This window comes from Vogesella perlucida, from assembly GCF_979366545.1.
The window spans coordinates 105,792-126,138 of sequence record NZ_CEETRO010000003.1 but is presented as its reverse complement, the minus strand read 5'-3'; the positions used below and the strand labels follow the sequence as shown (position 1 = coordinate 126,138).

Below are 20,347 nucleotides of genomic sequence, written 5' to 3'. Positions count from 1 at the left end.
GTGTGGGAAGCGCTGCATGTGCGGTGCGTTATACCCAAATTTAGGAGCTAAATCGTGGCAAAGAAAATTGTCGGCTATATCAAGCTGCAAGTGCCCGCTGGTAAAGCCAACCCGTCGCCGCCAATCGGCCCGGCTCTTGGTCAGCGCGGTCTGAACATCATGGAATTCTGCAAGGCGTTCAACGCCCAGACTCAAGGCGTTGAGCCAGGTCTGCCGATTCCGGTTGTGATCACTGCTTACGCGGACAAGTCCTTCACTTTCGTGATGAAGACCCCGCCGGCAACCATCCTGCTGAAAAAGGCCGCTGGCATCAAGTCCGGTAGCGCTAAAGCTCACGTGGACAAAGTTGGTAAAGTGACCCGTGCCCAGCTGGAAGAAATTGCTAAAACCAAAGCTCCTGACCTGACTGCTGCCGATCTGGATGCGGCCGTGCGTACTATCGCCGGTTCCGCCCGTTCCATGGGTCTTGAAGTGGAGGGTGTGTAAATGCCTAAGCTGTCCAAACGCGTTCAGGCGCTGAAAGCTCAAGTAGATCGCAACAAACTGTACGCAGTTGAAGAAGCGATTTCCATGGTTAAAACCGCTGCTACTGCCAAGTTCGACGAGTCTATCGACATCGCCGTTAACTTGGGTGTAGATCCACGTAAATCTGACCAAGTAGTTCGTGGCTCCGTTGTGCTGCCGCGTGGTACTGGTAAGTCGGTACGTGTTGCTGTGTTTGCCCAAGGCGCTAACGCCGAAGCTGCTAAAGCTGCTGGTGCTGAAGTTGTCGGTTTCGACGACCTGGCCGAGCAAGTTAAAGCTGGCAACCTGAACTTCGACGTAGTGATTGCTTCCCCGGATGCAATGCGCGTTGTTGGTCAACTGGGTCAGATTCTGGGCCCGCGTGGCCTGATGCCTAACCCGAAAGTTGGTACCGTTACCCCTAACGTCGCTGAAGCTGTGAAAAACGCTAAAGCTGGTCAGGTTCAGTACCGTACCGACAAGGCAGGTATCATTCACGCCACCATCGGCCGCGCTTCTTTCGAAGTTGAAGCCCTGCGTGAAAACTTTGCTGCCCTGGTAGATGCCCTGGTGAAAGCCAAGCCGGCCGCTGCCAAAGGTCAGTATCTGAAGAAAATCGCCGTATCCAGCACCATGGGTGTTGGTGTGCGCGTAGATGTGGCTGCTGCCCAGGCTTAATTGCCCGCAGTAGTGCACACGCTCATGTAGCTCAGGGGTAGAGCACTCCCTTGGTAAGGGAGAGGTCGGCGGTTCAATTCCGCCCATGAGCACCAAGCTTTGGGCTGGTGGGCTTCGGCTCGCCAGATTATCAAAGACCGTAGGTGTGCATAACTTAATGCTCGAAAGAGTAGCCTACGCAGATGGTGTACCCTTAGAAGGCTTTTCAACGTTTACGCTCATGTAGCTCAGGGGTAGAGCACTCCCTTGGTAAGGGAGAGGTCGGCGGTTCAATTCCGCCCATGAGCACCATCCGTTTGTTATGTCTCCTGATTAGGTCGCCGCTGCAAAGAGGGGCAGGATTTCCTGCTTCATTTCAGTCTAGGAGGTGGACCTTGAGTCTCAATATCGAAGATAAAAAGGCGGTCGTAGCTGAAGTATCTGCTCAACTGGCAGATGCACAGACTCTCGTTATCGCTGAATATCGGGGCATCGAGGTTAGCAGCATGACCAAACTCCGCGCCAAGGCGCGTGAGAATGGCGTGTACCTGCGTGTTCTGAAGAACACGCTGGTACGCCGTGCGGTTGCTGGTACCCAGTTCGAAGCGCTGGCTGACCAAATGGTTGGCCCGCTGGTATACGGTGTATCTGCTGACCCGGTAGCTGCTGCCAAGGTGTTGCACCAGTTTGCCAAAGAAGACAACAAGATTGTTGTCAAGGCAGGTTCCTACAACGGCAAAGTGCTGAACGCTGCCGAAGTAGCCGAACTGGCATCTATCCCGAGCCGCGAAGAGCTGCTGTCCAAGCTGCTGTTCGTTATGCAGGCTCCGGTATCCGGTTTTGCCCGCGCTCTGGCCGCACTGGCCGAGCAAAAGCAATCCGAAGCCGCTTAATTCATTCGAAATCAATAGTATTCAGGAGTTATACAAATGGCTATCACTAAAGAAGATATCCTCGAAGCAGTTGCTGGTCTGACTGTTATGGAACTGAACGACCTGGTAAAGGCGTTTGAAGAGAAGTTCGGCGTATCCGCTGCTGCTGTTGCCGTTGCTGGCCCGGCTGCTGGCGCTGCTGCTGCTGAAGAGAAAACCGAATTCGACGTTATCCTGTCCGCTGCTGGCGACAACAAAGTTAACGTGATCAAGGTTGTTCGTGCTATCACTGGTCTGGGCCTGAAAGAAGCCAAAGATCTGGTAGACGGCGCTCCTAAAGCAGTTAAAGAAGGCGTTTCCAAAGCTGAAGCTGAAGACGTTCTGAAGCAACTGACCGAAGCCGGTGCTAAGGCTGAAGTAAAATAATCTTCCTTAGGGAAGATTAGTCAGGCTGGCGGAGTAATCCGCCAGCCTTGTTGCGCTTGTGATGCTTTGCAAGATGGCAAAGGTCAGCATTCAAGTTGTGCGTGGTTGCTGACGTTTGGTTTCTTGCGCCACCCCCCCATGATGGAGACTCTATGAGTTATTCGTTTACTGAGAAGAAGCGTATTCGTAAAAGTTTTGCGAAGCGTAATACTGTTCTCGACGTCCCATTCCTGTTGGCGACCCAGATCGATTCGTACACCGAGTTTCTCCAGCTGGGTGTGCCGTTTGATCAGCGCAAGGATGTAGGCCTGCAGGCTGCATTCAAGTCGATCTTCCCGATCAACAGTCACAATGGTTTTGCACGTCTGGACTTTGTGCATTACGTACTGGGCGACCCGCCGTTCGATGTTCAGGAATGCCAGCTGCGCGGCATTACCTTTGCATCGCCACTGCGTGCACGTATCCGCCTGACCATTCTGGACAAAGAATCGTCCAAGCCTGTTGTAAAAGAAGTGCGCGAAAACGAAGTGTACATGGGTGAAATCCCCCTGATGACTTCGAACGGGTCGTTCATTATCAACGGGACCGAGCGTGTCATCGTTTCCCAGCTGCACCGTTCGCCGGGCGTGTTCTTCGAGCACGATCGCGGCAAAACGCATTCTTCCGGTAAACTGCTGTTCTCCGCCCGCGTGATTCCTTACCGCGGCTCCTGGCTGGACTTCGAGTTCGATGCCAAGGATCAGCTGTTCTTCCGTATCGACCGTCGTCGCAAGATGCCGGTGTCCATCCTGCTGAAGGCACTGGGCTACACCAACGAACGCATTCTGTCCGAGTTCTACAATACCGATACTTTCTACCTCACCGGCAACGGCGTGTTCATGAAAGTAGTGGCCGAGCGCCTGAAGGGCGAAGTCGCCAAGTTCGATATCGTGGGCGAAGACGGCAAACTGATCGTTGCCAAAGACAAGCGCATTACTGCCAAGCACATTCGCGATATCGTTGCGGCCAACCTGGACCGCATCGAAGTACCGTTTGACGTGCTGGTAGGCAAAGTGCTGGCCAATAACGTGGTGAACCCGGAAACCGGCGAGATCATTGCCCGTGCCAACGAGGAAATCACCGACGACCTGCTGGCCAAGATGGATATTCAGGACGTGTCCGAAGTGGACGTGCTGTATACCAACGACCTGGACCACGGTGCTTACATCTCGCAAACCCTGCGTGGTGACGACACCGCTGACCAGCTGTCTGCACGCGTGGCCATCTACCGCATGATGCGCCCAGGCGAGCCGCCAACAGAAGACGCCGTAGAGCAGCTGTTCCAGCGCCTGTTCTTCAACGAAGACAGCTACGATCTGTCCCGTGTTGGCCGCATGAAGTTCAACACCCGTACTTTCCAGTACAAATTCGACGAGAAGTCGCCAGAGTGGTTCAAGACCCTGGTCGGCGAAAAGTTCGGCCACCGTCGTGACGTGACCGACGGCGTGCTGGCGACCGAAGACATCGTTTCCGTGATTGCCATCTTGTGCGAACTGCGCAACGGCCGTGGCGAAGTGGACGATATCGATCACCTGGGCAACCGTCGTGTGCGTTCGGTAGGCGAACTGGCCGAGAACCAGTTCCGCGCTGGCTTGGTGCGTGTTGAGCGTGCCGTGAAAGAGCGTCTGAACCAGGCTGAATCCGACAACCTGATGCCGCATGACCTGATCAACGCCAAACCGGTTTCGGCAGCGATCAAGGAATTCTTCGGCTCCAGTCAGCTGTCGCAGTTCATGGACCAGACCAACCCGCTGTCCGAAGTGACCCACAAGCGCCGTGTATCGGCCCTGGGCCCGGGCGGTCTGACGCGCGAACGTGCCGGCTTTGAAGTACGTGACGTACACCCGACCCACTACGGCCGTGTTTGCCCGATCGAAACGCCGGAAGGTCCGAACATCGGTCTGATCAACTCGCTGTCCGTGTACGCACGTACCAACGAGTTCGGTTTCCTGGAAACCCCTTACCGTAAAGTCATTGACGGTAAAGTGACCAACGAGATCGACTACCTGTCCGCTATCGAAGAAGGCCGCTACGTGATTGCCCAGGCTAACGCCGAGCTGGACGAAGCGGGCAACCTGATCGACGAGCTGGTGACCTGCCGTGAAAAAGGCGAAACCATCCTGGCGACACCAGACCGCGTACAGTACATGGACGTGGCCACTGGTCAGGTGGTATCCGTTGCGGCCTCGCTGATTCCGTTCCTGGAGCATGACGATGCAAACCGTGCCTTGATGGGCGCCAACATGCAACGTCAGGCCGTACCTTGCCTGCGTCCGGAAAAACCGTTCGTCGGTACCGGTATCGAGCGCGATGTGGCTGTCGATTCGGGTACTACCGTGATCGCCCGTCGTGGCGGTGTGGTGGACTACGTTGATGCGAACCGCGTTGTGGTACGTGTAAACGACGAAGAAGCCATGGCCGGTGAAGTAGGTGTCGACATCTACAACCTGACCAAATTTACCCGTTCTAACCAGAACACCAACATCAACCAGCGCCCTATCGTGAAGGTAGGTGACCTGATTGCTCGCGGTGATGTGGTGGCCGACGGCGCCTCTACCGATATCGGCGAGCTGGCACTGGGTCAGAACATGACCATCGCCTTCATGCCGTGGAACGGCTACAACTTCGAAGATTCGATTTTGATCTCCGAAAAAGTCGTTGCCGACGACCGCTACACCTCGATTCACATCGAAGAACTGTCGGTAGTCGCACGTGACACCAAGCTGGGGCCGGAAGAAATCTCCCGCGATATCCCGAACCTGTCCGAGCGCATGGCTGGCCGTCTGGACGACGCCGGTATCGTGTACATCGGTGCAGAAGTGACCGCTGGCGACGTGCTGGTGGGCAAGGTAACGCCGAAAGGTGAAACCCAGCTGACGCCGGAAGAAAAACTGCTGCGCGCCATCTTTGGTGAAAAAGCCTCTGACGTAAAAGACACCTCGCTGCGCGTGCCTACCGGCATGACCGGCACCGTGATCGACGTACAGGTATTCACCCGCGAAGGTATCGAGCGCGACAAGCGTGCCCAGTCCATCATTGATGCAGAACTGAAGCGCTATCGCCTGGACCTGAACGACCAGCTGCGTATTTTCGATAACGATGCATTCAGCCGTATCGAGCGCCTGATCGTGGGCAAGGAAGCCAATGGAGGTCCGAAGCGTCTGGCCAAAGGCACCAAGATCGATACCGAGTACCTGGCCGGCCTGCCGACCAAGCACGATTGGTTCGATATCCGCATGGCCGATGAAGACATCGCCAAGCAGCTGGAGCTGATCAAGGAAAGCCTCTCGCAGAAACGCGAAGAGTTTGACCTGAAGTTCGACGACAAGAAGCGCAAGCTGACCCAGGGCGATGAGCTGCCACCGGGCGTGCAGAAGATGGTCAAGGTGTACATCGCCGTGAAACGTCGCCTGCAAGCAGGTGACAAGATGGCCGGTCGTCACGGTAACAAAGGTGTGGTATCGCGCATCCTGCCAGTGGAAGACATGCCGTACATGGCAGATGGTCGCCCGGTAGACATCGTGCTGAACCCGCTGGGCGTTCCGTCGCGTATGAACATCGGTCAGATTCTGGAAGTGCATCTGGGCTGGGCTGCCAAAGGTATCGGCGAGCGTATCGACCGTATGCTGAAGCAACAGCAAGGCATGGAAGCGCTGCGCAGCTATCTGGAACGCATCTACAACGACACCGGCAAGAAAGTCGAGCTGGTAGACATGTCCGATGCCGAAGTGAAGATGCTGGCCGAGAACCTGCGCAAGGGTATGACCTTTGCTACACCGGTGTTCGACGGTGCCAAAGAGTCGGAAATCATGCATATGCTGAATCTGGCTTACCCGAGCGACGATCCGCATACCGAGCAACTGGGCTTCAACGGCAGCAAAACCCAGATGACCCTGTACGATGGCCGCTCCGGCGAAGCCTTCGATCGCAAGGTAACCGTGGGTGTGATGCACTACCTGAAGCTGCATCACTTGGTAGACGACAAGATGCACGCCCGTTCCACCGGCCCGTACTCGCTGGTGACCCAGCAGCCGCTGGGTGGTAAGGCACAGTTCGGTGGCCAGCGTTTCGGTGAGATGGAAGTGTGGGCACTGGAAGCTTACGGTGCCGCCTACACCCTGCAGGAAATGCTGACTGTGAAGTCGGACGATGTAACCGGTCGTACCAAGATCTACGAGAACATCGTCAAGGGCGAACACAAGATCGATGCCGGCATGCCGGAATCCTTCAACGTGCTGGTGAAGGAAATCCGTTCGCTGGGCCTGGATATCGACCTGGAACGTTATTAATTAGGTAAGGCAGTCTGCGGCCAACGTTGGCCGCAGGCTTCCTCCTGAATGGAGACGCAATGAAAGCTCTGCTCGATCTCTTTAAGCAAGTTACGCAAGAAGAAGAGTTTGATGCGATTAAGATCGGCATCGCCTCCCCGGACAAGATCCGTTCCTGGTCGTTCGGTGAAGTTAAAAAGCCAGAAACCATCAACTACCGGACATTCAAGCCGGAGCGTGATGGCCTGTTCTGCGCACGCATTTTTGGCCCGGTAAAGGACTACGAATGCCTGTGCGGTAAGTACAAACGCCTGAAACATCGCGGTGTAATCTGCGAGAAGTGCGGCGTGGAAGTTACCCTGTCCAAAGTGCGCCGCGAGCGCATGGGTCACATTGAACTGGCGTCGCCTGTTGCGCACATCTGGTTCCTGAAGTCCCTGCCATCCCGTCTGGGTATGGTGCTGGACATGACCCTGCGTGACATCGAACGCGTGCTGTACTTCGAAGCATTCGTGGTGACCGAGCCTGGCCTGACCAGCCTGCAACCACGTCAGCTGCTGACCGAAGAAGACTACCTGGACAAGCTGGACGAGTACGGTGAAGAGTTCGTGGCCCTGATGGGTGCCGAAGCCGTACGTGAACTGCTGAAGAAACTGGACCTGACTTCCGAAATCGAGACCCTGCGTCGCGAACTGGAAGCCACCAGCTCTGATACCAAGATCAAGAAGATCGCCAAGCGCCTGAAAGTGCTGGAGGCCTTCCAGCGTTCCGGCATGAAGCCGGAATGGATGATCATGGAAGTGCTGCCAGTGCTGCCGCCCGAGCTGCGCCCGCTGGTGCCGCTGGATGGTGGCCGCTTCGCCACGTCCGACCTGAACGACCTGTATCGTCGCGTCATCAACCGTAACAACCGTCTGAAGCGCCTGCTCGAGCTGCGTGCCCCGGACATCATCGTGCGTAACGAAAAGCGCATGCTGCAAGAATCGGTTGACTCGCTGCTGGATAACGGTCGTCGCGGTAAAGCCATGACTGGCGCCAACAAGCGTCCGCTGAAGTCGCTGGCTGACATGATCAAGGGTAAGGGCGGTCGCTTCCGTCAGAACTTGCTGGGTAAACGCGTGGACTACTCCGGTCGTTCCGTGATTACCGTGGGCCCGACCCTGCGCCTGCACCAGTGCGGTCTGCCGAAGAAAATGGCACTGGAGCTGTTCAAGCCTTTCATCTTCCACAAGCTGGAAGTACTGGGCCTGGCCTCCACCATCAAGGCTGCCAAGAAGCTGGTAGAGCAGGAAGTGCCGGAAGTATGGGACATCCTGGAAGACGTGATCCGTGAGCATCCGGTACTGCTGAACCGTGCACCTACGCTGCACCGTCTGGGTATCCAGGCTTTCGAACCCCTGCTGATCGAAGGCAAGGCCATTCAGCTGCACCCGCTGGTCTGCGCGGCATTCAACGCCGACTTTGACGGTGACCAGATGGCCGTTCACGTACCGCTGTCGCTGGAAGCGCAGATGGAAGCCCGCACCCTGATGCTGGCCACCAACAACGTGCTGTCCCCAGCCAACGGCGAGCCGATCATCGTTCCTTCCCAGGATATCGTATTGGGTCTGTACTACATGACCCGCGACAAGATCAACGGCCGCAACGAAGGCATGGCTTTCGCTGACACCGCTGAAGTACATCGCGCTTACGAAACCCGCCAGGTGGAACTGGGCACGCGTATTACCGTGCGCCTGAAAGAGTGGGAAAAAGACGATCAAGGCGAATTCGTGGCAGTAACCAAGCGTTACAACACCACTGTTGGCCGCGCGATCCTGTCCGAGATCCTGCCGAAGGGCCTGCCGTTCGAGTTCATCAACCGTGCGTTGAAGAAGAAAGAAATTTCCCGTCTGATCAACGGCTCCTTCCGTCGTTGCGGTATCCGCGACACGGTGATCTTTGCTGACCAGCTGATGTACACCGGTTTTGCCTACTCTACCCGTGGTGGTATTTCCATCTGCGTAGACGACATGCAAATCCCGGCGAAGAAATTCGACCTGCTGGGCGAAGCACAGAAAGAAGTCAAAGAGATCGAAGAGCAATACCGTCAAGGTCTGGTTACCCAGGGCGAACGCTACAACAAGGTAGTGGATATCTGGGGCCGTACTGGCGACAAGATCGCCAAGGCCATGATGGACGAGCTGTCCAAGCAGAAGGTTATCGACCGCGAAGGCAACGAAGTCGATCAAGAGTCGTTCAACTCCATTTACATGATGGCCGACTCGGGCGCCCGGGGTTCCGCAGCGCAGATCAAACAGCTGGCCGGTATGCGTGGTCTGATGGCGAAGCCGGATGGCTCCATTATCGAAACACCAATTACCGCTAACTTCCGCGAAGGTCTGACGGTTCTGCAGTACTTTATCTCCACCCACGGTGCACGTAAGGGTCTGGCGGATACGGCACTGAAGACGGCCAACTCCGGTTACCTGACACGCCGTCTGGTAGACGTCACGCAGGATCTGGTGGTGATCGAGGATGATTGCGGCACCTCCAACGGCTTCGTAATGAAAGCTGTGGTACAGGGTGGTGACGTGATCGAAGCCCTGCGCGACCGTATTCTGGGCCGTGTGACGGCCAGCGACGTGGTGGACCCGTCTACCAGCGAAACCGTGATCGAAGCCGGCACCCTGCTGGACGAAGCCCTGGTTGACCTGATCGACGAGCGTGGCATCGACGAAGTCAAGGTACGTACCGCGATTACTTGCGACACCCGCTACGGCTTGTGCGCACAGTGCTACGGCCGCGACCTGGCACGTGGTAAGCGTGTCAACGCTGGTGAAGCTGTCGGCGTGATCGCTGCACAGTCGATTGGTGAGCCGGGTACCCAGCTGACCATGCGTACCTTCCACATTGGTGGTGCAGCATCGCGAAATGCCGCTGCCAGCCAGGTAGAAGGTAAGTCCAACGGTACCGTACGCTTCTCCAGCCAGATGCGTTACGTGAAGAACAACAAGGAAGAGCTGATCGTGATCAGCCGTTCCGGTGAAGTGGTGATTCACGACGACGTTGGCCGCGAGCGCGAACGCCATAAAGTGCCGTACGGCGCGACCCTGATGGTGACCGACGGTCTGACCATCAAGGCCGGTGCAGTGTTGGCAACATGGGACCCGCACACCCGTCCGATCATCACCGAGTACTCTGGCCGCGTGAAGTTCGAAAACGTGGAAGAGGGCGCAACCGTTGCCAAGCAGACCGACGAAGTCACCGGTCTGTCCACCCTGGTGGTAATCGACAACAAACGCCGCGCCAGCGCACAGTCCAAAATGCTGCGCCCACTGGTGAAGCTGCTGGACGAAAACGGCAACGAAGTGAAACTGGCAGGTTCCGATGCTTCCGTATCGATCACCTTCCAGGTAGGCGCGATCATTACCGTGCGTGATGGCCAGGAAGTCGGTAAAGGTGAAGTGCTGGCACGTATTCCGCAAGAATCGTCCAAGACTCGCGATATTACCGGTGGTCTGCCACGCGTAGCCGAGCTGTTCGAAGCCCGTTCGCCGAAAGATGCCGGCATGCTGGCTGAAGTGACCGGTACTGTTTCCTTCGGTAAGGATACCAAGGGTAAACAACGTCTGATCATTACCGATCTGGACGGTAATGCCTACGAGAGCCTGATCCCGAAAGACAAGCACGTACTGGTGCACGATGGCCAGGTGGTGAACCGCGGCGAATTGATCGTCGATGGTGCTGTTGATCCGCACGACATCCTGCGTCTGCAGGGTATCGAAGCGCTGGCTCGCTACATCGGCCAGGAAGTACAGGAAGTGTACCGTCTGCAGGGTGTGAAGATTAACGACAAACACATCGAGGTGATTGTTCGCCAGATGCTGCGTCGTGTGGTGATCACCGATTCCGGCGATACCGATTTCATCACCGGCGAGCAGGTAGAGCGCGCAGAAGTGCTGGAGACCAACGATCAGATGGCCGCCGAAGGCAAGATTCCTGCACAGTACGACAACGTACTGCTGGGTATTACCAAGGCATCGCTGTCGACTGACTCCTTCATCTCGGCAGCTTCCTTCCAGGAAACTACCCGCGTGCTGACCGAAGCAGCGATCATGGGCAAGAAAGACGATCTGCGTGGTCTGAAAGAAAACGTGATCGTTGGCCGTCTGATCCCGGCAGGTACCGGCCTGGCTTACCACCGCAACCGTCGCCGTCAGAACGCTACTGGCGATCTGAATGTGGAGTTTGCACCGCTGGAAGAGCAGATCGACGCTGGCACTAGTACACACTAAGTTGTACTAATTCCAAAAAACGCTGTCCTATCAACGTCTAACGTTGGCAGGGCAGCGTTATTTCATTGACGCTAAGTGGTTGACTAAAATATAATCCACGTCTTTCTTGGTGGTATGGTGCCGTCAAGAGAATCAACTAGGAACTGATAGTAATGCCAACTATTAACCAACTCGTTCGCAAAGGCCGCACTGCGGTTCTGTCGAAGAGCAAGGTGCCTGCACTGGAGGCCTGCCCGCAGAAGCGTGGCGTGTGCACCCGTGTATACACCACTACCCCGAAGAAACCGAACTCCGCTCTGCGTAAAGTGTGCAAAGTTCGCCTGACCAACGGCTTCGAAGTGATCTCTTACATCGGTGGTGAAGGCCACAACCTGCAGGAACACTCCGTAGTGCTGATCCGTGGCGGTCGTGTAAAAGACTTGCCAGGTGTGCGTTACCACACTGTTCGCGGTTCGCTGGATACTGCTGGCGTTAAAGACCGTAAGCAAGCTCGCTCCAAGTATGGCGCGAAGCGTCCTAAGTAATTTTAGGGCATTAAGCGGCGGATACGTCCGTCGAGTAAGTGGCTGCTTTGTTGAGTAGTCGCGAGCATCAAGCTCAACTGAATATAGTGAAGGAATTGAAATGCCAAGACGCAGAGAAGTGCCTAAGCGCGACATCCTGCCGGATCCGAAGTTTGGTAGCCAGGATCTGACCAAATTCATGAACGTTGTAATGATCGACGGCAAAAAATCTGTTGCTGAACGCATCATTTACGGCGCTCTCGCTCAAATCGAGAAAAAGACCGGCAAAAACGCGGTAGAAGTGTTCAACACTGCTATCTCCAACGCCAAGCCGATCGTTGAAGTAAAAAGCCGCCGTGTAGGTGGTGCAAACTATCAAGTTCCTGTTGAAGTACGTCCTTCCCGTCGTCTGGCGCTGGCAATGCGCTGGCTGCGCGATGCTGCGCGTAAGCGTGGCGAAAAATCCATGGACCTGCGTCTGGCTGGTGAGCTGATCGATGCAGCCGAAGGCCGTGGCGGCGCGATGAAGAAGCGTGACGAAGTTCACCGTATGGCAGAAGCCAACAAGGCGTTCTCGCACTTCCGCTTCTAATATTCATCCTGCGAAAGGATTCTGGCCATGGCTAGGAAAACCCCCATTGAGCGCTACCGTAACATTGGTATCTCTGCTCACATTGATGCTGGTAAGACTACTACCACCGAACGTATCCTGTTCTACACCGGTGTAAACCACAAGATCGGTGAAGTGCATGATGGCGCAGCCACCATGGACTGGATGGAGCAAGAGCAAGAGCGTGGTATTACCATTACTTCCGCTGCAACCACTACCTTCTGGAAAGGTATGGGTCTGCAATTCCCGGAACACCGCTTCAACATCATCGACACCCCGGGCCACGTTGACTTCACTATCGAAGTAGAGCGTTCCATGCGTGTTCTGGATGGCGCGGTGATGGTTTACTGCGCTGTAGGTGGCGTACAGCCTCAGTCTGAAACCGTATGGCGTCAGGCTAACAAGTACAAAGTGCCGCGTATCGCTTTCGTGAACAAGATGGACCGTCAAGGCGCCAACTTCTTCCGTGCGGTAGAGCAAGTGAAGACCCGCCTGCGCGGTAATCCGGTACCTATCGTTGTGCCTATCGGTGCTGAAGACGGCTTCGAAGGCGTGGTAGATCTGCTGAAGATGAAGGCCATCATCTGGGATGAAGCTTCCCAGGGTATGAAATTCGAATACGGCGAGATCCCTGCTGATCTGGTAGCGGTTGCTGAAGAGTGGCGCGAGAAAATGGTTGAAGCGGCGGCTGAAGTCGACGAAGACACCATGAACAAGTACCTGGAAGGCGAAACCCTGAGCGAAGAAGAAATCGTTAACGGTCTGCGTCAGCGTACCCTGCGTTGCGAAATCCAGCCGATGCTGTGCGGTTCCGCGTTCAAGAACAAAGGCGTTCAGCGTATGCTGGATGCGGTTGTTGAGCTGCTGCCGAGCCCGCTGGACGTGCCACCAGTACCGGGCGAGAACGAAGACGGTACTGCTACCGTTCGCGAAGCTTCCGACGAAGCGCCGTTCTCCGCACTGGCATTCAAGCTGATGAACGACCCGTACGTAGGTCAGCTGACCTTCTTCCGCGTTTACTCTGGTGTGGTTAACTCTGGCGACACCCTGCTGAACTCGGTTAAAGGCAAGAAAGAGCGCATGGGCCGTATCGTGCAGATGCACGCTAACGACCGTCAGGAAATCACCGAAGTGCGTGCTGGCGATATCGCAGCAGGTATCGGTCTGAAAGAAGTGACCACTGGTGAGACTCTGTGTGCTGTTGATGCCCCGATCATCTTGGAACGCATGGTGTTCCCGGAGCCGGTGATTCACGTAGCGGTAGAGCCGAAGACCAAGGCCGACCAGGAGAAGATGGGTGTTGCCCTGAACCGCCTGGCCAAGGAAGATCCTTCCTTCCGTGTACGTACCGATGAAGAATCGGCACAAACCATTATTTCCGGTATGGGCGAACTGCACCTGGAGATTCTGGTTGACCGTATGCGTCGCGAATTCGGTGTTGAGGCCAACGTGGGCGCCCCGCAAGTGGCATACCGCGAAACCATCACCAAGACTGTTGCTGATGTGCAAGGTAAGCACGCCAAACAGTCCGGCGGTAAAGGTCAGTACGGTGATTGTACAATCACCCTGGAGCCGTCCGGCGAAGGTCAAGGCTACAAGTTCATCGACGAAATCAAAGGTGGTGTGATTCCTCGCGAATTCATTCCTTCCGTTGATAAGGGTATCCGCAACTCGCTGAACAACGGTATTCTGGCTGGCTACCCGGTGGTGGACGTGACTGTTCGTCTGACCTTCGGTTCTTACCACGACGTTGACTCGTCGCAGATCGCGTTCGAACTGGCCGGCTCGCTGGCATTCAAAGAAGCGATGCGTCGCGCTGGTCCTTGCATCCTCGAGCCGATGATGGCCGTTGAAGTAGAGACCCCTGAAGAGTACATGGGTGACGTGATGGGTGACCTGAACCGTCGTCGCGGTATTGTTCAAGGTATGGACGACGATGGCGTGGGCGGCAAGAAGATCAAGGCAGAGGTTCCTCTGTCCGAGATGTTCGGCTACTCCACCGACCTGCGTTCGGCGACTCAGGGCCGTGCTACCTACTCCATGGAGTTCAAGCACTACTCTGAAGCACCGAAGCACATCGCTGAAGCAGTGATGACTGCTCGTAAGTAATTTGCGCGTTGAGGTTGGCCGCAGGCGTGGCCAACCTTTGAACTGTTTGTTCTTTAATTAAGGAAGTTTGCAAAATGGCAAAAGAAAAGTTTGCGCGGACCAAACCGCACGTAAACGTTGGTACCATCGGTCACGTGGATCACGGTAAAACTACCCTGACCGCTGCTATCACCACCATTCTGTCCAAGAAATTCGGCGGCGAAGCTAAAGACTACTCCCAGATCGACAGCGCGCCAGAAGAAAAAGCTCGCGGTATTACCATTAACACCGCTCACGTAGAATACGAAACCGAAGCACGTCACTACGCTCACGTAGACTGCCCAGGTCACGCCGACTACGTTAAAAACATGATTACCGGTGCTGCCCAGATGGACGGCGCTATCCTGGTTTGCTCCGCAGCTGACGGCCCAATGCCACAGACTCGCGAGCACATCCTGCTGTCCCGTCAGGTTGGCGTTCCTTACATCATCGTTTTCCTGAACAAGGCTGACCTGGTGGATGACGCTGAGCTGCTGGAACTGGTTGAAATGGAAGTGCGCGATCTGCTGTCTTCCTACGACTTCCCAGGCGATGACACTCCGATCGTTACCGGTTCCGCTCGTCTGGCACTGGAAGGCGACCAATCCGAATACGGCGAACCAGCGATCTTCCGTCTGGCAGATGCTCTGGATTCCTACATCCCGACACCTGAGCGTGCTATCGACAAGCCGTTCCTGCTGCCGATCGAAGACGTATTCTCCATCTCCGGCCGTGGTACTGTTGTGACCGGTCGTGTAGAGCGCGGTATCGTTAAAGTTGGTGAAGAGCTGGAAATCGTTGGTCTGAAGACCACCGTTAAAACCACCTGCACCGGCGTGGAAATGTTCCGCAAGCTGCTGGACCAAGGTCAAGCTGGCGACAACGTAGGCGTGCTGCTGCGCGGTACCAAGCGTGAAGACGTTGAGCGTGGTCAGGTTCTGGCCAAGCCGGGTTCGATCACTCCGCACACCAAGTTCTCTGCTTCCGTATACGTACTGAGCAAAGACGAAGGCGGCCGTCACACCCCGTTCTTCGCTAACTACCGTCCACAGTTCTACTTCCGTACTACTGACGTGACTGGTGCTGTTAGCCTGTCCGAAGGCGTGGAAATGGTTATGCCAGGCGATAACGTAGAAATCACCGTAGAACTGATCGCTCCGATCGCTATGGAAGAAGGTCTGCGCTTCGCGATCCGTGAAGGTGGCCGCACTGTTGGCGCCGGCGTTGTTGCTAAGATCATCGCCTAATCGGACGCGGAGTTAATACCATGCAAAGCCAGAAAATCCGTATCCGTCTGAAAGCCTTTGATTACAATCTGATCGATCGCTCCGCTCAGGAAATCGTTGAAACCGCTAAGCGCACTGGTGCCGTTGTAAAAGGCCCGGTTCCGCTGCCGACCAAAATCGAGCGTTTCAACGTGCTGCGTTCCCCGCACGTGAACAAGACTTCCCGCGATCAGCTGGAAATCCGTACCCACCTGCGCCTGATGGACATCGTTGATCCGACTGATAAAACCGTTGATGCGCTGATGAAGCTGGACCTGCCAGCAGGCGTAGATGTGGAAATCAAGCTTCAGTAATTACGGATTTACAATGTTTGTTTGCTAAGTGCTTGCAAGCATTGATTTTTCTGTGATAAAGTCGCGGACTCATCATTTTGATGAGTCCGCTTTTCTTTGAGCAAGCCGGTCAATCGTAATCGGCGCCTGTAAAGGAAATAACCATGACTTTAGGTCTAGTCGGTCGCAAAGTCGGCATGACCCGCATTTTTGCTGAAGACGGTGCTACCGTCCCAGTAACTGTGCTGGATATGTCCGCAAACCGCGTATCGCAAATTAAAAACGCAGAAACCGACGGCTACGTAGCTGTCCAAGTTGCTGCAGGTGCCCGCAAGGCCAATCGCGTGACCAAGGCAGAAGCCGGTCACTTCGCTAAGGCCGGCATTGAAGCCGCCCGTACTATGCGTGAGTTCACCCTCACTGCAGAAGCACTGGCGTCGCTGAATGTTGGTGATGCGCTGTCCGTTGAAATCTTCACCGTTGGCCAACTGGTAGATGTTACCGGTACCTCCAAAGGTAAAGGCTTCTCTGGCGCCATCAAGCGTCACAACTTCTCGTCCAACCGTGCATCGCACGGTAACTCGGTTTCCCACAACTCCCCTGGCTCTATCGGTCAGGCGCAAGATCCGGGCCGTGTATTCCCTGGTAAGCGCATGGCTGGTCAGTACGGTAATGTGAAGAGCACTGTTCAGTGCCTGGAAGTCGTTCGTATCGACGTAGAGCGTCAGCTGATTCTGGTAAAAGGCGCAGTGCCTGGTGCCAAGAACGGTGACGTAGTGGTGCGTCCTAGCGTGAAGGCAGGTGCATAATGGAATTGAAAGTGATCAATGCCCAGGGTCAGCAAGTAGACGCCCTGCAAGCTTCTGAAGCACTGTTTGCACGTGACTACAACGAAGCACTGGTACATCAGGTTGTTACTGCCTTCCTGGCTAACGCCCGTAGCGGTAACCGTGCCCAGTTGACTCGTGCCGAGGTTAAACACTCGACCAAGAAGCCTTTCCGCCAGAAAGGTACAGGCCGTGCTCGTGCCGGTATGACTTCTTCCCCGCTGTGGCGTGGTGGTGGTCGCACCTTCCCGAACAAGCCGGACGAAAACTTCACTCATAAAGTGAACCGTAAGCAATACCGTGCAGGTATGGCTACCATTCTGTCCCAGCTGGTTCGTGACGAACGCCTGATCATTGTTGATGAGCTGAATGTTGCCACCCCAAAAACCAAAGAATTCGCCGCCAAGGTGAAAGCTCTGGGTCTGGACCGTGCACTGATCATCACCAAAGAGCTGGATGAGAATCTGTATCTATCTTCCCGTAACCTGCCTAACGTGCTGGTAATTGAAGCTCAGCAAGCTGATCCGTTCAGCCTGGTACGCTTCAAGAAAGTGGTAATCACCCGTGATGCCGTGAAGCAACTCGAGGAGCAGTGGGTATGAACCAGGAACGTTTGCTGCAAGTAATCCTGGCGCCGATCGTGTCTGAAAAGAGCACACTGGTTGCCGAGAAAAACCAGCAGGTTGCTTTCCGCGTTGCTACCGATGCAACTAAGCCGGAAATCAAGGCTGCCGTTGAACTGCTGTTCAATGTCAAGGTTGAAGGTGTTTCCACTGTCAACGTTAAGGGCAAAACCAAGCGTTTTGGTCGCTTCGTTGGCCGCCGCAAGGACTGGAAAAAGGCGTATGTAAGCCTGGTTCCGGGTCAAGAACTTGACCTGACCGCCACCCCGGCCGTTGCGGAGTAAGGAGATAGAGCATGCCTCTCGTAAAAGTTAAACCGACTTCCGCAGGTCGTCGTGCCGTTGTCAAGGTCGTACATCCTGACCTGCACAAAGGTGCTCCGTTCGCTGCGCTGGTTGAAAAGAAAACTTCGACTGCTGGCCGTAACAACAACGGTCACATCACTACCCGTCACAAGGGTGGTGGCCACAAGAAGCACTACCGTATCGTAGACTTCCGTCGCAACAAAGATGCGATCCCGGCCAAAGTTGAGCGTATCGAATACGATCCGAACCGCACCGCCCACATCGCACTGCTGTGCTATGCAGACGGTGAGCGTCGCTACATCATCGCTCCGCGTGGCGTTAAGCCAGGTACCGAGCTGATGTCCGGTGCTGAAGCCCCGATCAAAGCTGGTAATGCCCTGCCTATCCGCAACATTCCAGTTGGTACCACCATCCACTGCATCGAACTGCAGCCGGGTAAAGGTGCTCAGATCGCTCGTTCCGCTGGTTCTTCCGCTATGCTGCTGGCCCGCGAAGGCGTTTACGCCCAGCTGCGTCTGCGCTCCGGCGAGATCCGTAAGGTACACGTTGACTGCCGCGCCACTGTTGGCGAAGTAGGCAACGAAGAGCACAGCCTGCGTAAGATTGGTAAAGCCGGTGCAAACCGCTGGCGCGGTATTCGTCCGACCGTTCGTGGTACTGCCATGAACCCGGTGGATCACCCGCACGGTGGTGGTGAAGGCCGTACCGGTGAAGGTCGCGTGCCAGTAAGCCCATGGGGTACCCCAACTAAGGGCTTCCGTACCCGTCGCAACAAGCGTACCGACAATATGATCGTACGCCGTCGCTTTTCGAAATAAGGGGTAATTGACTTATGGCACGTTCGCTTAAAAAAGGCCCGTTCGTTGATCTCCACCTGCTGAAAAAAGTGGATGCGGTGCGTGCGACGAATGACAAGCGCCCGATCAAGACTTGGTCCCGTCGCTCGACCATTCTGCCGGACTTCATCGGTCTGACTATCGCCGTACACAACGGCCGCACTCACGTGCCGGTTTATGTGTCCGAGAACATGGTTGGTCACAAGCTTGGTGAATTCTCGCTGACTCGTACCTTCAAAGGCCATGCGGCTGATAAGAAGGCCAAGAAGAAATAAGGTGATGCGATGAAAGTTTCTGCACAACTGAATAATGCACGCCTTTCGGCACAGAAGTGCCGCTTGGTAGCAGATCTGATCCGCGGTCAATCCGTTGGTCAGGCACTGAACATTCTGACTTTCAGCCCGAAAAAGGGTGCTGCACTGATCAAGAAAGTACTGGAATCCGCTATTGCTAACGCTGAGCACAACGAAGGCGCGGATATCGATACTCTGAAAGTGACGAGCATCTATGTTGACAAGGGTCCTAGCCTCAAGCGCTTTACCGCACGTGCCAAAGGCCGTGGTAACCGCATCGAGAAGCAGACCTGCCACATCACGCTAAGTGTTGGCAACTAAGGGGTAAGCTATGGGTCAGAAGATTCATCCGACGGGTTTCCGTCTCGCAGTAACAAAAAACTGGGCTTCCAAGTGGTTTGCAAACTCGCACGATTTTGCAGGTCAGCTGAAGCAGGATATCGAAGTTCGTGAATTCCTGAAGAAGAAGCTCGCTCATGCTGCAGTTGGCCGCATCGTTATTGAGCGCCCAGCCAAGTCCGCCCGTATTACCATTCACAGCGCCCGTCCAGGTGTTGTAATTGGTAAAAAAGGTGAAGACATTGAAGTTCTGAAAAAAGAACTGCAGCGTCGCATGGGTGTTCCTGTGCATGTGAACATCGAAGAAGTTCGCAAGCCGGAAATCGATGCACAGATCATTGCCGATGGTATCGCTTCCCAGCTGGAAAAGCGCGTAATGTTCCGTCGTGCCATGAAGCGCTCCATGCAAAATGCAATGCGCATGGGTGCTCAGGGCATCAAGATCATGAGCTCCGGCCGTCTGAACGGTATCGACATTGCCCGTAGCGAGTGGTATCGCGAAGGTCGTGTTCCACTGCACACCCTGCGTGCAGATGTGGACTACGCTACTTCCGAGGCCCACACCACCTACGGTGTTATCGGTATCAAGGTATGGGTCTACAAGGGTGACATGAAGCCAGGTCAGGTTCAGGCAGCCCCGGTAGCACCTGAGAAGAAATCCAGAAAGGCAGGAGCTCGTAATGCTGCAGCCAACTAGACTCAAATACCGTAAACAGCACAAAGGTCGCAATACTGGTATTGCTACCCGTGGCAACAAGGTGAGCTTCGGCGACTTCGGTCTGAAAGCTCTGGGCCGTGGTCGTCTGACTGCTCGCCAGATTGAAGCCGCACGTCGTGCTATGACTCGTCACATCAAACGTGGCGGTCGTATCTGGATCCGTGTATTCCCGGACAAGCCAATCACTTCCAAGCCAGCCGAAGTTCGTATGGGTGGGGGTAAAGGTTCTCCTGAATACTACGTGGCAGAAATTCAGCCAGGTAAGATGCTGTACGAAATGGACGGCGTTGCTGAAGAACTGGCTCGTGAAGCGTTCCGTCTGGCTGCTGCCAAGCTGCCAATCCCGACGGTGTTTGTGACTAAACAGGTGGGCCAGTAATGAAAGCGACTGAACTGAGAGCCAAGAACGTTGATGAGCTCAAAGCCGAACTGCTCGGTCTTTTGAAAGCTCAGTTCGCACTGCGCATGCAACACGCAACCCAGCAGCTGGCTAAAAACAGCGAGCTGAAAAAAGTGCGTCGTGACATCGCGCGTGTCCGCACCGTTCTGAAAGAGAAGGCTGCATAAT

At 55.2% G+C, this 20,347-nt stretch carries 20 protein-coding genes and 2 tRNA genes; all 22 read left to right on the top strand.

What is annotated here, in order from left to right; genetic code table 11:
* Positions 1–54 precede the first annotated feature (54 nt).
* The 22 genes from rplK to rpmC all read left to right on the top strand — a co-directional run bounded on the left by rplK (position 55) and on the right by rpmC (position 20,346).
* Complete coding sequence (rplK, locus tag ACZ9XP_RS05435) at positions 55–486, top strand: 50S ribosomal protein L11 (RefSeq protein ID WP_017507387.1); 432 nt, start codon at positions 55–57, stop codon at positions 484–486.
* Positions 487–1,182: a 50S ribosomal protein L1 gene (gene rplA, locus ACZ9XP_RS05430; protein WP_147688367.1), complete on the top strand. Its 696-nt coding sequence runs from the start codon at positions 487–489 to the stop codon at positions 1,180–1,182.
* Positions 1,183–1,202: 20 nt separating this feature from the next.
* Positions 1,203–1,277: transfer RNA gene (locus tag ACZ9XP_RS05425), tRNA-Thr, on the top strand.
* A gap of 121 nt (positions 1,278–1,398) precedes the next feature.
* A tRNA-Thr gene (locus tag ACZ9XP_RS05420) sits at positions 1,399–1,473 on the top strand.
* Positions 1,474–1,556: 83 nt separating this feature from the next.
* Positions 1,557–2,054: a 50S ribosomal protein L10 gene (gene rplJ / locus ACZ9XP_RS05415; protein ID WP_147688368.1), complete on the top strand. Its 498-nt coding sequence runs from the start codon at positions 1,557–1,559 to the stop codon at positions 2,052–2,054.
* A gap of 36 nt (positions 2,055–2,090) precedes the next feature.
* Positions 2,091–2,459 (top strand): 50S ribosomal protein L7/L12, encoded by a 369-nt coding sequence (gene rplL / locus ACZ9XP_RS05410; RefSeq protein WP_147688369.1) that lies wholly within the window; start codon positions 2,091–2,093, stop codon positions 2,457–2,459.
* Between the two features lie 152 nt (positions 2,460–2,611).
* Positions 2,612–6,787 carry a DNA-directed RNA polymerase subunit beta gene (gene rpoB, locus ACZ9XP_RS05405; protein WP_147688370.1) on the top strand — a complete coding sequence of 1,392 codons (4,176 nt, stop codon included), beginning with the start codon at positions 2,612–2,614 and terminating at the stop codon, positions 6,785–6,787.
* Positions 6,788–6,846: 59 nt separating this feature from the next.
* Positions 6,847–11,040 (top strand): DNA-directed RNA polymerase subunit beta', encoded by a 4,194-nt coding sequence (gene rpoC / locus ACZ9XP_RS05400; RefSeq protein ID WP_147688371.1) that lies wholly within the window; start codon positions 6,847–6,849, stop codon positions 11,038–11,040.
* A gap of 152 nt (positions 11,041–11,192) precedes the next feature.
* The gene (gene rpsL, locus ACZ9XP_RS05395; RefSeq protein ID WP_017507381.1) at positions 11,193–11,564 is read left to right on the top strand and encodes a 30S ribosomal protein S12; all 372 of its coding nucleotides are present in this window, start codon (positions 11,193–11,195) and stop codon (positions 11,562–11,564) included.
* Between the two features lie 100 nt (positions 11,565–11,664).
* The gene (rpsG, locus tag ACZ9XP_RS05390) at positions 11,665–12,135 is read left to right on the top strand and encodes a 30S ribosomal protein S7 (protein ID WP_017507380.1); all 471 of its coding nucleotides are present in this window, start codon (positions 11,665–11,667) and stop codon (positions 12,133–12,135) included.
* A 27-nt stretch (positions 12,136–12,162) separates the two neighbouring features.
* The gene (fusA, locus tag ACZ9XP_RS05385) at positions 12,163–14,262 is read left to right on the top strand and encodes an elongation factor G (RefSeq protein WP_147688372.1); all 2,100 of its coding nucleotides are present in this window, start codon (positions 12,163–12,165) and stop codon (positions 14,260–14,262) included.
* Positions 14,263–14,336: 74 nt separating this feature from the next.
* On the top strand, positions 14,337–15,527 hold the full coding sequence (gene tuf / locus ACZ9XP_RS05380) for an elongation factor Tu (protein ID WP_465188107.1): 1,191 nt from the start codon (positions 14,337–14,339) through the stop codon (positions 15,525–15,527).
* 20 nt (positions 15,528–15,547) lie between these two features.
* The gene (gene rpsJ / locus ACZ9XP_RS05375) at positions 15,548–15,859 is read left to right on the top strand and encodes a 30S ribosomal protein S10 (RefSeq protein WP_017507377.1); all 312 of its coding nucleotides are present in this window, start codon (positions 15,548–15,550) and stop codon (positions 15,857–15,859) included.
* 143 nt (positions 15,860–16,002) lie between these two features.
* Positions 16,003–16,647, top strand: a complete 645-nt coding sequence (gene rplC / locus ACZ9XP_RS05370; RefSeq protein ID WP_020480219.1) for a 50S ribosomal protein L3 — start codon at positions 16,003–16,005, stop codon at positions 16,645–16,647.
* Positions 16,647–17,267, top strand: coding sequence for a 50S ribosomal protein L4 (gene rplD / locus ACZ9XP_RS05365; protein ID WP_017507375.1), 621 nt, complete (start codon positions 16,647–16,649; stop codon positions 17,265–17,267). The genes rplC and rplD overlap by 1 nt, the downstream gene beginning before the upstream one ends.
* The gene (rplW, locus tag ACZ9XP_RS05360) at positions 17,264–17,572 is read left to right on the top strand and encodes a 50S ribosomal protein L23 (protein ID WP_017507374.1); all 309 of its coding nucleotides are present in this window, start codon (positions 17,264–17,266) and stop codon (positions 17,570–17,572) included. The genes rplD and rplW overlap by 4 nt, the downstream gene beginning before the upstream one ends.
* Positions 17,573–17,583: 11 nt before the next feature.
* Positions 17,584–18,411, top strand: a complete 828-nt coding sequence (gene rplB, locus ACZ9XP_RS05355) for a 50S ribosomal protein L2 (RefSeq protein ID WP_147686565.1) — start codon at positions 17,584–17,586, stop codon at positions 18,409–18,411.
* Positions 18,412–18,425: 14 nt separating this feature from the next.
* Positions 18,426–18,704 (top strand): 30S ribosomal protein S19, encoded by a 279-nt coding sequence (gene rpsS / locus ACZ9XP_RS05350; protein ID WP_017507372.1) that lies wholly within the window; start codon positions 18,426–18,428, stop codon positions 18,702–18,704.
* A gap of 9 nt (positions 18,705–18,713) precedes the next feature.
* Positions 18,714–19,043, top strand: a complete 330-nt coding sequence (gene rplV / locus ACZ9XP_RS05345; protein ID WP_017507371.1) for a 50S ribosomal protein L22 — start codon at positions 18,714–18,716, stop codon at positions 19,041–19,043.
* Between the two features lie 10 nt (positions 19,044–19,053).
* Entirely contained in the window at positions 19,054–19,758 is a 705-nt protein-coding gene (gene rpsC / locus ACZ9XP_RS05340) for a 30S ribosomal protein S3 (protein ID WP_017507370.1), read from the top strand.
* Positions 19,742–20,158: a 50S ribosomal protein L16 gene (rplP, locus tag ACZ9XP_RS05335; protein ID WP_017507369.1), complete on the top strand. Its 417-nt coding sequence runs from the start codon at positions 19,742–19,744 to the stop codon at positions 20,156–20,158. Before rpsC ends, rplP begins: the two co-directional genes overlap by 17 nt.
* Positions 20,158–20,346 (top strand): 50S ribosomal protein L29, encoded by a 189-nt coding sequence (gene rpmC, locus ACZ9XP_RS05330; RefSeq protein ID WP_017507368.1) that lies wholly within the window; start codon positions 20,158–20,160, stop codon positions 20,344–20,346. Before rplP ends, rpmC begins: the two co-directional genes overlap by 1 nt.
* Position 20,347: the final 1 nt, after the last annotated feature.

Bases quoted from the DNA above. Each gene is read 5' to 3' on its own strand.
- rplA (WP_147688367.1), top strand. From the start codon at position 487: ATGCCTAAGCTGTCCAAACGCGTTCAGGCGCTGAAAGCTCAAGTAGAT.
- rplL (WP_147688369.1), top strand. From the start codon at position 2,091: ATGGCTATCACTAAAGAAGATATCCTCGAAGCAGTTGCTGGTCTGACT.
- rpoB (WP_147688370.1), top strand. From the start codon at position 2,612: ATGAGTTATTCGTTTACTGAGAAGAAGCGTATTCGTAAAAGTTTTGCG.
- rpoC (WP_147688371.1), top strand. From the start codon at position 6,847: ATGAAAGCTCTGCTCGATCTCTTTAAGCAAGTTACGCAAGAAGAAGAG.
- rpsL (WP_017507381.1), top strand. From the start codon at position 11,193: ATGCCAACTATTAACCAACTCGTTCGCAAAGGCCGCACTGCGGTTCTG.
- rpsG (WP_017507380.1), top strand. From the start codon at position 11,665: ATGCCAAGACGCAGAGAAGTGCCTAAGCGCGACATCCTGCCGGATCCG.
- fusA (WP_147688372.1), top strand. From the start codon at position 12,163: ATGGCTAGGAAAACCCCCATTGAGCGCTACCGTAACATTGGTATCTCT.
- tuf (WP_465188107.1), top strand. From the start codon at position 14,337: ATGGCAAAAGAAAAGTTTGCGCGGACCAAACCGCACGTAAACGTTGGT.
- rpsJ (WP_017507377.1), top strand. From the start codon at position 15,548: ATGCAAAGCCAGAAAATCCGTATCCGTCTGAAAGCCTTTGATTACAAT.
- rplC (WP_020480219.1), top strand. From the start codon at position 16,003: ATGACTTTAGGTCTAGTCGGTCGCAAAGTCGGCATGACCCGCATTTTT.
- rplD (WP_017507375.1), top strand. From the start codon at position 16,647: ATGGAATTGAAAGTGATCAATGCCCAGGGTCAGCAAGTAGACGCCCTG.
- rplW (WP_017507374.1), top strand. From the start codon at position 17,264: ATGAACCAGGAACGTTTGCTGCAAGTAATCCTGGCGCCGATCGTGTCT.
- rplB (WP_147686565.1), top strand. From the start codon at position 17,584: ATGCCTCTCGTAAAAGTTAAACCGACTTCCGCAGGTCGTCGTGCCGTT.
- rpsS (WP_017507372.1), top strand. From the start codon at position 18,426: ATGGCACGTTCGCTTAAAAAAGGCCCGTTCGTTGATCTCCACCTGCTG.
- rplV (WP_017507371.1), top strand. From the start codon at position 18,714: ATGAAAGTTTCTGCACAACTGAATAATGCACGCCTTTCGGCACAGAAG.
- rpsC (WP_017507370.1), top strand. From the start codon at position 19,054: ATGGGTCAGAAGATTCATCCGACGGGTTTCCGTCTCGCAGTAACAAAA.
- rplP (WP_017507369.1), top strand. From the start codon at position 19,742: ATGCTGCAGCCAACTAGACTCAAATACCGTAAACAGCACAAAGGTCGC.
- rpmC (WP_017507368.1), top strand. From the start codon at position 20,158: ATGAAAGCGACTGAACTGAGAGCCAAGAACGTTGATGAGCTCAAAGCC.